This is a genomic window from Aeromonas sp. DSM 116730 (assembly GCF_046581335.1).
In the GTDB taxonomy this organism is placed as follows: Bacteria; Pseudomonadota; Gammaproteobacteria; order Enterobacterales; family Aeromonadaceae; genus Aeromonas; species Aeromonas rivipollensis.
Window position 1 is genome coordinate 1,500,812 of record NZ_CP144265.1, and the last position, 13,493, is coordinate 1,514,304.

General features: G+C 55.1%; 10 protein-coding genes and 1 pseudogene. 8 read left to right on the forward strand and 3 right to left on the reverse strand.

Annotated features, from left to right (window positions below):
- Positions 1-5 precede the first annotated feature (5 nt).
- From Aeroheme_RS06990 to Aeroheme_RS07005, 4 genes are all read left to right on the forward strand, one after another.
- Complete coding sequence (locus Aeroheme_RS06990) at positions 6-3,155, forward strand: efflux RND transporter permease subunit (protein ID WP_411166958.1); 3,150 nt, start codon at positions 6-8, stop codon at positions 3,153-3,155.
- Positions 3,148-4,563 carry an efflux transporter outer membrane subunit gene (locus tag Aeroheme_RS06995; RefSeq protein WP_411166959.1) on the forward strand — a complete coding sequence of 472 codons (1,416 nt, stop codon included), beginning with the start codon at positions 3,148-3,150 and terminating at the stop codon, positions 4,561-4,563. The genes Aeroheme_RS06990 and Aeroheme_RS06995 overlap by 8 nt, the downstream gene beginning before the upstream one ends.
- Positions 4,564-4,905: 342 nt before the next feature.
- Entirely contained in the window at positions 4,906-5,901 is a 996-nt protein-coding gene (locus Aeroheme_RS07000; RefSeq protein WP_303805713.1) for a sulfate ABC transporter substrate-binding protein, read from the forward strand.
- A 454-nt stretch (positions 5,902-6,355) separates the two neighbouring features.
- Positions 6,356-7,672, forward strand: a complete 1,317-nt coding sequence (locus Aeroheme_RS07005) for a tyrosine-type recombinase/integrase (protein ID WP_084202276.1) — start codon at positions 6,356-6,358, stop codon at positions 7,670-7,672.
- Between the two features lie 28 nt (positions 7,673-7,700).
- Here the strand turns inward: Aeroheme_RS07005 and Aeroheme_RS07010 are convergent, their stop codons facing one another.
- Complete coding sequence (locus Aeroheme_RS07010) at positions 7,701-8,666, reverse strand: hypothetical protein (RefSeq protein WP_411166960.1); 966 nt, start codon at positions 8,664-8,666, stop codon at positions 7,701-7,703.
- A 393-nt stretch (positions 8,667-9,059) separates the two neighbouring features.
- On the opposite strand from Aeroheme_RS07010, the pseudogene Aeroheme_RS07015 reads away from it, so the two are divergent.
- The 4 genes and pseudogenes from Aeroheme_RS07015 to Aeroheme_RS07030 all read left to right on the forward strand — a co-directional run.
- A pseudogene (locus Aeroheme_RS07015) lies at positions 9,060-9,194 on the forward strand (IS630 family transposase); the annotation flags it as partial.
- A 192-nt stretch (positions 9,195-9,386) separates the two neighbouring features.
- On the forward strand, positions 9,387-9,563 hold the full coding sequence (locus Aeroheme_RS07020; protein WP_042011383.1) for a helix-turn-helix transcriptional regulator: 177 nt from the start codon (positions 9,387-9,389) through the stop codon (positions 9,561-9,563).
- 376 nt (positions 9,564-9,939) lie between these two features.
- On the forward strand, positions 9,940-10,608 hold the full coding sequence (locus Aeroheme_RS07025) for an inovirus-type Gp2 protein (RefSeq protein WP_411166961.1): 669 nt from the start codon (positions 9,940-9,942) through the stop codon (positions 10,606-10,608).
- A gap of 123 nt (positions 10,609-10,731) precedes the next feature.
- Positions 10,732-11,760 (forward strand): Fic family protein, encoded by a 1,029-nt coding sequence (locus Aeroheme_RS07030; RefSeq protein WP_411166962.1) that lies wholly within the window; start codon positions 10,732-10,734, stop codon positions 11,758-11,760.
- 32 nt (positions 11,761-11,792) lie between these two features.
- On the opposite strand, the gene umuC is transcribed toward Aeroheme_RS07030, so the two are convergent.
- Both umuC and umuD read right to left on the reverse strand, forming a co-directional pair.
- Positions 11,793-13,052: a translesion error-prone DNA polymerase V subunit UmuC gene (gene umuC, locus Aeroheme_RS07035; protein ID WP_411166963.1), complete on the reverse strand. Its 1,260-nt coding sequence runs from the start codon at positions 13,050-13,052 to the stop codon at positions 11,793-11,795.
- Positions 13,033-13,476, reverse strand: a complete 444-nt coding sequence (gene umuD, locus Aeroheme_RS07040; protein ID WP_411166964.1) for a translesion error-prone DNA polymerase V autoproteolytic subunit — start codon at positions 13,474-13,476, stop codon at positions 13,033-13,035. The genes umuC and umuD overlap by 20 nt, the downstream gene beginning before the upstream one ends.
- Between the last annotated feature and the right edge of the window lie 17 nt (positions 13,477-13,493).

The following is a 13,493-nucleotide window of genomic DNA, read 5'->3' on the forward strand; positions in this document are numbered from 1 at the left end:
GCCTCATGGCACGATTTTTCATAGACAGACCCATTTTCGCCTGGGTGATTGCCCTGGTGATCATGTTGGCCGGGGCCATGGCCATCATAGGCCTGCCGGTCGCCCAGTACCCGACCATAGCCCCGCCGGCCGTCGGCATTTCTGCCAGCTACCCGGGGGCGTCCGCCAAGACGGTGGAAGACTCGGTGACCCAGATCATCGAGCAGAACATGACGGGGCTGGATCACCTGCTCTACATGTCTGCCCAGTCCGATTCGTCCGGCAACGTCAGCGTGACCCTCACCTTCAAGCCGGGTACGGATCCCGACATCGCCCAGGTGCAGGTGCAAAACAAGTTGCAGCAGGCCATGTCGCTCCTGCCCCAAGAGGTGCAGCAGCAGGGTGTGCGGGTCCAGAAGACCTCCAGCAGCTTCCTGATGGTGGCCGCCTTCATCTCCACCGATGGCAGCATGACCAACGACGATCTCGCCGATTACGTGGTCTCCAACATCAAGGAGCCCCTGAGCCGACTGGATGGGGTGGGTGACATCACCTTGTTCGGCAGCCAGTACTCCATGCGTGTCTGGCTGGATCCCCACAAGCTCAACCGGGTACAGATGACCCCGGGAGACGTGCAGGCCGCCATCCAGGCCCAGAACGCCCAGGTAGCCTTCGGCAAGCTGGGGGGCACCCCTGCGGTGAACGATCAGCAGTTCACCGCCACCATCATGGGGCAGACCCGTCTCTCCACCCCGGAGGAGTTCAACAACATACTGCTGCGGGTGAACCAGGATGGCTCCAAGGTGCTGCTCAAGGACGTAGCCCGGGTCGAGCTCGCCGGCGAAAGCTACGATGCCTCCGCCCTCTACAACGGTCAGGCCACGGCGGCGCTGGCGATCAAGCTGGCCACCGGGGCCAATGCCCTGGATACCGCGGACGAGGTGCGCGGCAAGCTCGATGAGCTGTCGGGCTACTTCCCGGCCAACATGAAGATCGTCTACCCCTACGACACCACGCCCTTCGTGAAGATCTCCATCGAGGAGGTGGTGCAGACGCTGATCGAGGCCATCTTCCTGGTGTTCTGCGTCATGTATCTGTTCCTGCAGAACTTCCGGGCGACCCTGATCCCGACCATAGCGGTGCCCGTGGTGCTGCTTGGTACCTTCGGGGTCATGGCGGCCTTCGGCTTCTCCATCAACACCCTGACCATGTTCGGTCTGGTGCTCGCCATCGGCTTGCTGGTGGATGACGCCATCGTCGTGGTGGAGAACGTGGAGCGGCTGATGAGCGAGGAGGGGCTCTCCCCGCTTGAAGCGACCCGCAAGTCCATGACCCAGATCACCGGTGCCCTGGTGGGCATAGCCCTGGTGCTGTCGGCGGTATTCGTGCCCATGGCCTTCTTCGGCGGCTCGACCGGCGCCATCTATCGCCAGTTCTCCCTCACCATAGTCTCGGCCATGGTGCTCTCTGTGCTGGTGGCGTTGATCCTGACCCCGGCGCTCTGTGCCACCCTGCTCAAACCCATGAAACACGGGGAGTTCGGTGCCCAGCGCGGCTTCTTCGGCTGGTTCAACCGCTTCTTCGACACCAATGCCAACCGTTACCAGAACGGCGTGCGCAAGGTGATCAAGCAGGGGACCCGTTACAGCATCATCTACCTGGCCATGCTGGCGGTGCTGGCGGTGCTCTTCATGCGCCTGCCCACCTCCTTCCTGCCGGAAGAGGATCAGGGGGTCATCATGTCCATGGTGCAGCTGCCGGTGGGGGCCACCAAGGAGCGTACCGAGGTGGTGCTGGCCGACATGCGCGACTACTTCCTCAAGAACGAGAAGGACAACGTCGATTCGGTGCTGACGGTGGCGGGCTTCAGCTTCGCCGGTAGCGGCCAGAACAGCGGCATGGCCTTCATCAAGTTGAAGGACTGGAGCGAGCGTAAAGGCGAGGAGCGCAGTGCCAATGCCATCATAGGCCGCGCCATGGGCTATCTGTTCAGCATCAAGGAGGCGCAGGTGTTCGCCTTCAACCTGCCTCCCATCCCGGAACTCGGCACGGCCACCGGCTTCGACTTCTTCCTGCAGGACCGCGGTGGTCTGGGGCACGAGAAGCTGATGCAGGCCCGTAACCAGTTGCTCGGCATGGCGGCGCAGGATCCCAACCTGGTGCGGGTGCGCCCGAACGGGATGGAAGATACCCCCCAGCTCGACATCAAGATAGATTACGAGAAGGCGCTGGCTCAGGGGCTCTCCATCAGCGACATCAACAACACGCTGTCGGCGGCCTGGGGCTCTTCTTACGTGAACGACTTCGTCGACAGAGGCCGGGTCAAGAAGGTCTACCTGCAGGCGGATGCCCCCTTCCGGATGAACCCGGAGGATCTCAAGCTGTGGTACGTGCGTAACAGCGCGGGCCAGATGGTGCCCTTCTCCGCCTTCGCCAGCACCGAGTGGAGCTTCGGCTCGCCGCGCCTGGAGCGCTACAACGGCGTCTCCGCCATGGAGATAGTCGGTGAAGCGGCCCCGGGCAAGAGTACGGGTGACGCCATGGCGGCCATAGAGCAGATGGTGAAACAGCTGCCGGAAGGCATAGGCATAGAGTGGACGGGGCTCTCCTTCCAGGAGCGTCAGGCAGGCTCCCAGGCGCCGGCGCTCTACGCCATCTCGCTCTTGGTGGTCTTCCTCTGTCTGGCGGCGCTGTACGAGAGCTGGAGCATTCCGTTCTCCGTCATGCTGGTGGTGCCGCTCGGGGTGCTGGGCGCCATACTGGCGGCCACCCTGCGGGGCCTGGAGAATGACGTCTATTTCCAGGTGGGCCTGCTCACCACTATAGGGCTGTCGGCCAAGAACGCCATCCTGATCGTGGAGTTCGCCAAGGAGCTCCATGACAAGGGGATGAAGCTCGGCGATGCGGTGGTGGAAGCCTCCCGCCAGCGTTTGCGCCCGATCCTGATGACCTCACTCGCCTTCATCCTCGGCGTCTTGCCGCTGGTGATAAGCACTGGTGCCGGCGCCAGCAGCCGCAACGCCATCGGCACCGGCGTCATGGGGGGGATGATCACGGCCACAGTGCTCGCCATCTTCTTCGTGCCGCTCTTCTTCGTGCTGGTGATGCGTTACTTCACCAAGCAGAGTTCAGCCGAGGAGCGCGCCGCGCCGACCAAGGAGACCCAACATGACTAAGACCCTGGTCGCCCTGAGTGTGACGCTGCTGCTGGGGGCCTGCTCCATGGCCCCCGATTACCAACGCCCCGAGGTGCCGCAAGGCGCCTCCTGGCAAGAGAACCTCGCCACCAAGGGGGCGCTGGCCCCCTGGCAGCAACAGTTCCTCGATCCGGCGCTGCAAAAGCTGATCGATACCGCCCTTGAGAACAACCGGGATCTGCGGCTCGCGGCCCTCAACGTCGAGGCCTATGAGGCCAGATACCGGATCCAGCGGGCGGCCCAGTTGCCGACCCTGGCCGCCAGCGGTTCAGGCACCCGTCAGCAGGGATCCGACGATCTCAGCAGCACGGGGCAGGGGAGCATCAGCAGCCAGTACGGCGCCGACATCGGCATCACCGCCTATGAGCTGGACTTGTTTGGCCGGATCCAGAGCCTGAAAGATCAGGCGCTGGAGAACTACCTGGCGCAAATCGAGACCCAGCGCAGCACCCAGATAGCGCTGATCGCCTCGGTGGCGAATGCCTACCTCACCCTGCTGGCGGATCAGGAGCTGCTGGCGCTGAGCCAGGCGACGCTCGCGACCGAGCAGGAGAGCTATGCCCTGACCCAGCACAAGTACCGGCTGGGAGCGGCCTCCGAGATGGAGCTGGCGCAGGGGCGCACGGCGCTTGAGAACGCCCGGGTCAGCCAGGCGCAATACCAGCGTCAGGTGAAACAGGACAGAAACGGTCTGGCCCTGCTGCTCGGCACTGAGGTGCCGGTGCTGGAGGGGCAACCGGCGACCCTGGCCGAGGTGCAACTGGCGGCCATCCCGGTGGGGGCCCCTTCCAGCCTGCTGCAACAGCGGCCAGACATATTGGCGGCGGAGCACAGCCTGAAGGCGGCCAACGCCAATATAGGCGCGGCCCGTGCCGCCTTCTTCCCGACCATCTCGCTTACCGCGACGGCGGGCACCGCCAGCAACCAGCTGAGCGGGCTGTTTGACGGCGGCACCGGCACCTGGACCTTCATGCCCCAGATAAACCTGCCCATCTTCGACGGTGGCAAGCGGGTGGCAGATTTGGACGTGGCCGAGGTCGGCACCAAGCAGGCGGTGGCGAGCTACGAGAAGAGCATCCAGACCGCCTTCAAGGAGGTCGCGGATACCCTCGGTGCCCAGGCGGACTACCAGCAGCAGTTGCAGGCCCAGCAGGATCTGGTGGATGCCAACCAGACCTACTTCAAGCTGGCGGAGTTCCGCTACGAGCAAGGGGTGGACAGCTATCTGACGAGGCTGGATGCCCAGCGCTCTCTGTTCAGCGCCAGACAGGGGCTGATCAGCACCCGCCTGGCCCAGCTCAGCAACCAGGTCGCCCTCTACAAGGCGGTCGGTGGCGGCTGGCAGGCACCCAAGGAGGCCCCGGCGGCCTCCGAAGGGCAGGGCTAGTCTCTCTCGCTGACAGCGTGACAGCCACAGGGCGAACCATCTGGTTCGCCCTGTTTTTTTAGGTGCGATTGACCATGCAAAGCCCAGCCTGGTCGCGGGGATAAACCCGCCCAGACCGGGAGCAAGCGCTGCACAAGCGCCTTCCATGATGTGCACCGGCCCTTACCGTCATCACCGGCCAGAGAAAACCGGCGACCGACTCGCAGCCGGCATCCGGCTCGTTCGCTGAGCCCGGCCGAGGGGATGCCATTAATTGCATAAGCTGCGCACTAATTATTCTTTCAAAGAATAAATGGGTGGCTCTTATAGTTGGTCACTCGACTCTCATTCCAAGGACGTGCAATGAAACGACTCCTGCCCGCCACCCTGCTCGCCGCAGGACTGGCCCTCACCCCGATGGCCCAGGCCGCCACCCTGCTCAACGCCTCCTACGACGTGATGCGTGACTTCTACAAGGACTACAACGCCGCCTTCCAGAAACACTGGCAGGCGGAAGGCGGCGAGCCGCTGCAGATCAATATGTCCCACGGCGGCTCGAGCAAGCAGGCGCGGGCAGTCATCGACGGCCTGCCCGCCGATGTCATCACCATGAACATGGCCACCGACATCAACGCCCTGGCCGAGCATGGCGGCCTGGTCCCGAAAGAGTGGGCGGCCCGCCTGCCGGACAACAGCGCGCCCTTCACCTCGGCCACTGTGTTCATCGTGCGCAAGGGCAACCCCAAGGGGCTGAAGGACTGGCCTGATCTGCTCAAGGAGGGGGTGCAGGTGATAGTGCCCAACCCCAAGACCTCGGGTAACGGCCGCTACACCTACCTGTCGGCCTGGGGCTATGTACTGGAGCAGGGGGGCGACGAGCAGGCGGCCAGGGCGTTCGTCGGCAAGCTGTTCAAGCAAGTCCCCGTGCTCGACACCGGTGGCCGCGCGGCCACCACCACCTTCATCCAGAACCGCATAGGCGACGTGCTGATCACCTTCGAGAACGAAGCCGAGATGATAGCCCGCGAGTTCGGCCGCGGCAGCTTCGAGGTGGTCTACCCGAGCGTCACCGCCGTGGCCGAGCTCCCGGTGGCGGTCGTCGACAAGGTGGTCGACAAGCAGGGCACCCGCAAGGAGGCCGAGGCTTACCTGGCCTACCTGTGGTCTGACGAAGGCCAGCGCATCGCCGCCAACAACTACCTGCGCCCGCGAAGCCCGGCAATTCTCGCCGAATTTGCCGATCGCTTCCCGAACGCCACCTTCCTGAACGTGGTGAAGACCTTTGGCGAGTGGCCTGTTATCCAGAGCACCCACTTCAAGGAGGGCGGGGTGTTCGACCAGATCTATGCCGTGCAATAAGACGCACCCGAGCGGCCAAAGCCCGGCCAGGTGCCGCCATCTTGGGGCCATTCGCCTGGGGCTCACGCCTTGACTGCTCAGCCTCCCGGTTGGCGTGTCAGGGGCAGAATGGAAGAACCGGACATCGCCGGTATATGAAAGAAATGGGCTGGGTGCTCGCGGGGACAATCAGAGCCCCTGGCGGGGGCCCACATCACAAAAAGCACAAAGGGTTAGCGTCTGAATGAAGCTAACCCTTTGTTTTACCTGGTGCCGGAAACAGGAGTCGAACCTGCGACCTTCGCATTACGAATCCAGATTTTTATAGAATCAAGAAGTTTCACCAAGAACGACAAATTCTAAATAACATAAATAAAATCAATATAATGCGATCTTTCTGAAGACTCATGTTGTCTCAGGTAGTTCCACGCCATATCATCACAAAAGCGGGGTATGGAGAGGGGTATGAAACGTGGTGAATAAGCTACTCAATACAGCTACAGAAATCTCTGCTGCGGCCTTGAGAGAAGGTGCAACAGTGCAGCGGTTTGCAGTTCAGTCCAAGCATGGTGGCGGCTTGAAGTTGGAGCTTCGTAGGCACGGTTTGAAGCGTTTTATCTATCGTTACAAATTGGCTGGAAAAGAAGGAGAGTTGCTGCTGGGAAGTCACCCCGCTATGAGTTTGGCTGCTGCTCGTCTCGCCCATGCTGATGCTGTTGCTTTTGTGAAGCAGGGAATTGATCCGCGCCAGGCAGCGAAAGAGGTCAAGATCAAAAATACCCAGATGCCAACACTGCGGGAAGTGTATCGTGATTGGTTGATGTTACGCGCCAAGTCAAAGCCAATAGGTCCACGAACACTGGCTGACTATGAGGGAACTTTTACACGCCATATTGAAAGAGCTTTGGGCAATCTTCGTGTTTGTGACTTGTCACGTGCCGTACTGTATGAGCATTTTCGCCAAGTAGATACGGCTGAAGGGACACGAAAGGGATTAATCGTGTTGAATCAATGTCTGGATCATGCGGTTCTTCAAGGCTACATTGAAATAAATCCCGCTCGACTGTTAAAACCAGCCATGTTTGGAGCATCAATGCCGCCTCCTCGTGAGCGGTGGCTGGCTAAAGAGGAATTAAGGAAATTATGGCTTGCACTTGAGCAAGCAACATCAGGAGCTGGCGCCAAAGCGAATGGAGGGCGTGGTATAGCTTCTAATGTGGTGTTGTCTCTTTCGGTCGCAAATTGTTTACGACTAATTTGTTTAACTGCTGTCCGGCGCTCAGAAGCTGTAGCTATGAAATGGGAACAAATTAATGGTGATCGTTGGACAATTCCTGAAACGAAAAATGGACGAACGCATGTTGTAACATTATGCCCACTAGCGCAGCGTATACTGAAACAACAAGAGGCTTTATCACAGGGACAATTCGTATTTGAATCTACTAGCAAGATTGGACATCCTATTACTGGTGATGCGGTTACCAAGGCGTTAGAACGTGTAAGGATAAAATACTTAGCTGAGCTTGAACCATTCAGCCCGCATGATCTGCGTCGAAGTGTAGCAACAGGTACAGCAGAATATTTGGATGCACCAGAACGACTAATTGAATTACTACTTAATCATGTACCAAAAGACCGTCTCATTAGGACCTACCAAGTTGGAGGGATGGCAGATAAGTTGCGAGTGCTATTCTTATCATGGGGCGGATTCATAGAGTCAGTAATTACCGTAACCATGGAAGAAAATGATACTGGAAATATAGTTTCTGTGGATTTCAGAAGGAAAAAATAAGAAAGCACCAGCAAATGCTGGTGTTTTTTTATTTGGATATCTTTTCGTACTCATTCCTAATGAGTCTAATTATTACTTCATTTTTTCTTCTGTCAGTTTTCATGCAAATTTCGTCTAGCATGCTAATTATCTTTTCTGGCAAGACAACACTAACTGATTTTTTCCCATTGTTCTTGTCACGAAATGATTTTTGTGACCAGGCTGACTTCATTTTTCTAAGCGTCAGTTCTCTGGCTGGTGGAACTTCATTTAGCAGGTCAAAGAGTGTAACAATGCAGTCTTTGGTTGCCGAAGAATTATCTCTGTTGATAAACCATATCGGAGGATTATTATTTCCTGTCTTTGGATTTTCAAACAAATAACTCCATGCCCATTTGCTATCACAATTTTCTATCCATGTCTTCACATCCATTTTTTGGCCAGTACTTTGCCATCTCAATTTTAAAAATTCAACATCCTTTATTTTCTGTTCATTTTTTGCATCGATTATATCAAAAAAAGAAATGATGCCATTTTTTTTGCTGATATTGTTAGTTGGTGAAAGGTCTAGACTCCAGTTGTTATATACATGAAATGTCTGGGGTGCTTCAAATGCGCCATCTATTCTGATCCCAACGTCCATAGTTAAAGGTGATGCATCAGGATATTTAGTTAAAGAGCGTATGTATGCCCATACGTAATTACACAAGCGATCGTTTTTTGTATCTATCCAATTAAAATTTGTTTCGTTTATACACTCAGATTTAATACTACTTATTATTAACTCTCGAGGGGCAATGCTCCCCTCAAAATTTTTGAGGGGAGAGCCAAGTCCACAATTAGCTCTATTTATAAGGATGCTACTATTATTGGAAAGGTAACTGATTATTTCCTCATCAGTTACAGGTAAGGATACGCCTTTATTTAATAATCTGAGGGTGAACTCCCTTTCCCTTTTGGATAAAGAGATAGTGGGTTTTATTTCTAGACCATTCTCACTATATATTGTTGGCATAATTTTATCAGCCTATCAAAAATGCATTACTAAGTAATTTTGTTGCTGTTTCAGGTTGTTTGTTGGTTGTTTTTTAGCTTGTTTTTGAGTGATTTGCAATGTCTTTTTGTAGCGTGTTTTTCCATGCTTGAGCGCGGCATCACCGTGCTTTTGTCCATCACCAGCTTACTTTCTTGGGTTCCGATGAAGGTATTGAAGGCCTACCGTGTCGGGGAGGATGGCATGTAATCTCTATCAACGGGCATGTAGATAGGCGCGCAGTACAACCCTAGGCACTTGAATGCCTGTGCCCATAATTGGGCCACGTTATCCTCTGTGAGTGAGGAGCATAAAGAGATGCCTTCACTTAGTGAATGTTGGGTAATGATATCTGGATCGTTAGCGTTGAATACATGGCACAAGTTACATGAAGCCATCACACGCAATCACCAATGCAGAGGAATGGTCAACCTATTGGCTTGAGTGAAGCACTTCATGGATACAGTGTCGTCTCTCCCTGGAAATGGCTATGAAACAGTGAAGGTGTAGCACTATTAGGATCAGGTATTTAGCTTAGCTCACCAAGTTGGTGCCTCAGCTCTACTAATGAGATGTAGACCTGTGCCTTTTAAAGGCTCTCTTGGGTAACGGAATTTGATCAAGATATATGGGGTTTACGTTTTCTGTTTCGCTATGTTTTTACACGAGCACCACGTCCTATGGACGACAAAGGAGCTCATCATGAAACTACTTAAGTTGAAAGATGTCATCGCAATGACATCACTCTCTAAAGCATCAGTTTATCGTCAGATGAATGACGGTAAATTTCCAGCATCAGTCAAGATAGGCCCAAGATCTGTTGCTTGGGTTAGCTCTGAAATAGAGTCGTGGATTGAAGAGAAAATAAATCTTCGCTAGGGCTAATTTCTGACGAGCAATTGAAATAAATTGGCTCGTTGTTCAGGTTACAAGTCTTGTCCTATCTAGGGTTAGAGTTATTTGGTTGGTTTTACATTCAATACTTTGGTGTCGGCAATAGTAATATATAAATAAGGAGTGCAAGTAAACATCGAATAACACTGCATACTCAAGTATGCAGAACGACAGTACAAACATGTGGATGTCATAACCATCAGCATACCGAAATCCATAACCCATCATATCGCTAAGCTGATAGTACTGTTTCAAATCTTCAATGCAGATATGCTAATGCACACTTGCAAACCGCTACCTTAATTTTAATGCAGGCATACATTCGAAGCATGTGGCCATGCTTTTATTTATGGAGTTTAATATGTTCGACACTCTTAATGAATATCGAGTTGCGGCTGAACGCCACTATCAGAAAAATGGATTTACTTTCGATAAGGATAACCTCAGTAAAATTGTTGCTGTGATGAATGATGCTTTTACTCAATACTCTAGGGTCTTTGCCTTTAGAGTTGACCTTCGCTTCCCTGATAATTTGTTTACTAGGATGCTATCAGAAGGTAGTTCACGTTATCATGGCGCTGTGCTGAAAGCATTCTTTGCGGAACTTGATAAACTGTTTGTGCTGGATCAGCTGTGCCAAGCTACAAATGGGAAAAGGGTTCGCAAAACAGTAATCAGATATGTTTGGGCGAGGGAGCAAACAGCAGAGGCTGTCGTTCCTCACTATCACTTGATGTTTTTCTTAAATGGGGATGCCTATTGCTCTCTGGGAAGATTTAAGTCTGAGAATATGAATCTGGCAAACAAGCTTCGAGTGGCTTGGCATCGAGCCGTCTTTGAAACGGATTTATCAATTGATTTTTGCAGGAGGCGAGGGTTGGTTCAACTTTCTGAGGAGGGACAGCACGAAGTGTTCTCAGATGATCCTGTGGCTATAAAAAAAGTGCTGCTCCATGCGGCCTACCTTGCCAAAAAGGAATCGAAGCGCCGTGGAGAGGGATATCAGTGTTTCGGGGGGAGTAACCTTTGAAGGCTTATTGGTGTTGATAAAAAGATTTTTACTGCAGTTTTAGATGGCATCTGATCCGGGAGTTTCTGCTCCCGGATCTGTTAAGCTAACCCTCATTTGTTATCGCATCAGTTGGAGTAACCCATGGCAGCCTATTCCCCACCCTTCACCCTGACCCACGCCATGTTGAGCCGGGTGGCGGAGATCGCCGAGTTGGTGGGGCAGTGGCGGTTTGCTCAGAGCTCCCAGGTGCCGATGCTGCGTCGAGAGAACCGGATCCGCACCATCCAAGCCTCGCTAGCTATTGAGCACAATACTCTGAGTGTTGAGCAGGTGACGGCAGTGATTGAGGGGAAGACGGTACTTGGGCTTCCACGGGAAATCCAAGAGGTCCGTAATGCGTTTGCTGCCTATGAGGTAATGCCTGATTGGGATCCTGCTTCAGCGGAAGATTTACTTGGTGCTCATGGACTCCTGATGCGTGGACTCTGTGATGATGCGGGTCACTGGCGTAGCGGTGGCGTAGGTATCTATCGAGGCGAGCAGTTAGTGCATATGGCTCCCCCTGCGAACCAGGTCCCTCGTCTGATGGGGCAACTATTGGCCTGGCTGGCTGAGACCGAGGCTCATCCGTTGATCGCTTCCTGTGCCTTGCATTATGAGTTGGAGTTTATACACCCCTTTGCGGATGGAAATGGTCGGATGGGACGTTTATGGCAGACGGTGATATTGAGTCGCTGGCAGCCTGTCATGGCCTTCTTACCAGTGGAAACGCTCATTAAGGCACGGCAAGATCACTACTATCAGCAGCTAAGTCAGGCTGATCGTCGCAGTAATTGTACCGAGTTTATCCTCTTTTTACTGGAAGCGCTGCGCGATGCGCTGGCCCAGGCGATTTCGATTCAACCAGCAGCAGTATCACCTCATCAGGAGAAAATGCGGGTAGAAATGAAGGTTGAAACGCAGGTAGAAAAACGGGTGAAAACACCGCAGGCCATCTTGGCGGAACTGACGGCTGAGCCGACCATAACGCTCAAGCAAGTTGCAGAGCGGATTGGCAAGTCGACCAGTACAGTGGAGAGAGCTGTTGCCGTGCTGGTCAAAGATGGGCGATTACGTTTTGTTGGGCCGCGTAAGAGCGGACGTTGGGAGGTACTGGATCCTGACGCGTAAACCATCCAGCCCCGCAACTAACAGACTCAGGACTACCTGGCCACCGGCAGGTCCTCCCAGCGAGTGGTGTAACAGGGGCTCAGGTGCTCTTGTCGCATCATCCACTCAGGCGACCCCGTGCCTTGGCTGGCAAAGCCTACGCGTCCCAATCCCTTGGCTTTGATCTGGTCCATCACTGCCATCAGCGCATCCGATTGAGCGGAGGACGGGGCAAACAGGTCAGCCTGTTGCTGCCCCTTGGGGGTGAACTCACTCAGCATGACCCCACCCTTCTGATAGCGGTAACCGTCGCGCCAAATCTGCGGTAGCAGCACGTTCACTTGCTGCAGCAGCAACCGGGTATCATCGCTAGGGCAGACCAGCCGGACGCCAGCCTGCTCACTGTAGTAAGGGGCTAGTTCGTCAAAGGGGCTGGTTCGCACGAACAGGTGCACCCTCTGGCAACACATCCACTCGGCCCGCAGCTTCTCGGCTGCGCGAGCCATAAAGCCTGACAACGCTTGGGCCATTTCTCCACGGTCAGTTACGCGCTCACCAAAGGAACGGCTCGAGAGGATCTGCAGCTTCGCCGCCGGTTCAACGGTCAGCTCTGCGCAAGGCAGGCCACGCAGCTCCTGTACGATCCGCTCGACCACCACGCTGTATTGGGCGCGTAACCCTTTGGCATCGCTAGCCACTAGGTCAGCCACGGTGTTGATGCCTTGTGCCACCAACTTGGCTCCCAAGCGCCGTCCTATGCCCCACACCTCATCCACCGGGGTGATAGCCATCAGCCGGGCACGGCGCAGCTCGTCACGCAAGTCCACAACGCCGCCAGTGGCAGGCCACTTCTTAGCTGCATAGTTGGCCAGCTTGGCGAGGGTCTTGGTGGGGCCGATCCCAACCCCTACCGTTAGGCCGGTCCACTGCCACACTCGCTGCCGGATCTGTTGTCCATAGGCTGTCAGGTCCCCGGCAAACGACTCCGACAGTGACAGGAATGCTTCATCGATGGAGTAGACCTCCAGCTCGGGGGCCATGGTCTCCAACGTGCTCATCACCCTGCCAGACATATCTCCATAGAGCGCGTAGTTGGAGCTGAATGCCACACCGCCATGCGCCTCGAACTGCTCGCGGATCTTGAAGTAGGGTCCGGCCATCTTGATACCCATCGCCTTGGCTTCGGGGCTACGCGACACCACGCATCCATCGTTGTTGGAGAGCACCACGATCGGGCGGCCACGCAGCTCAGGGCGAAACAGCCGCTCACAGCTGGCGTAGAAGTTGTTTACATCAACGAGCGCTATAGCCATCACGCTGCCTCAGATTGCCAATCACATGGGTGACCACTCCGAACAACTCCAGGGAGAGGCTCATACAAGGGTCGATAGGCGCGAACGCCGGATTGGCTGGCAACAGCCGCAACCTCGGCTTGAGCTGCAAGGTCTTGACCGTGAAGCCGCCATCGAGCAGTGCAATCACCACGTCACCATGGCGCGGGGTCAGGCTCTTATCGACCACCAGCAAATCACCGGGAAAGATGCCGGCCCCGGTCATGCTCTCCCCCTCGGCACGCAGATAGAAAGTTGCTGCAGGGTGCGACACGCAATGGGTGTTGAGGTCCAACTTCCCTTCCAGATAGTCGCTGGCTGGGCTGGGAAAGCCGCAAGAGGCGCGGTGCAAGAACAGCGGGATGGTCACCTCGGCGGGTGATGGGTCTGGGGTTAACAGCTTCATGGCAAAACACCTGTATT

Bases quoted from the DNA above. Each gene is read 5' to 3' on its own strand.
- Aeroheme_RS06990 (WP_411166958.1), top strand. From the start codon at position 6: ATGGCACGATTTTTCATAGACAGACCCATTTTCGCCTGGGTGATTGCC.
- Aeroheme_RS06995 (WP_411166959.1), top strand. From the start codon at position 3,148: ATGACTAAGACCCTGGTCGCCCTGAGTGTGACGCTGCTGCTGGGGGCC.
- Aeroheme_RS07000 (WP_303805713.1), top strand. From the start codon at position 4,906: ATGAAACGACTCCTGCCCGCCACCCTGCTCGCCGCAGGACTGGCCCTC.
- Aeroheme_RS07010 (WP_411166960.1), bottom strand. From the start codon at position 8,666: ATGCCAACAATATATAGTGAGAATGGTCTAGAAATAAAACCCACTATC.
- Aeroheme_RS07020 (WP_042011383.1), top strand. From the start codon at position 9,387: ATGAAACTACTTAAGTTGAAAGATGTCATCGCAATGACATCACTCTCT.
- Aeroheme_RS07025 (WP_411166961.1), top strand. From the start codon at position 9,940: ATGTTCGACACTCTTAATGAATATCGAGTTGCGGCTGAACGCCACTAT.
- Aeroheme_RS07030 (WP_411166962.1), top strand. From the start codon at position 10,732: ATGGCAGCCTATTCCCCACCCTTCACCCTGACCCACGCCATGTTGAGC.
- umuC (WP_411166963.1), bottom strand. From the start codon at position 13,052: ATGGCTATAGCGCTCGTTGATGTAAACAACTTCTACGCCAGCTGTGAG.
- umuD (WP_411166964.1), bottom strand. From the start codon at position 13,476: ATGAAGCTGTTAACCCCAGACCCATCACCCGCCGAGGTGACCATCCCG.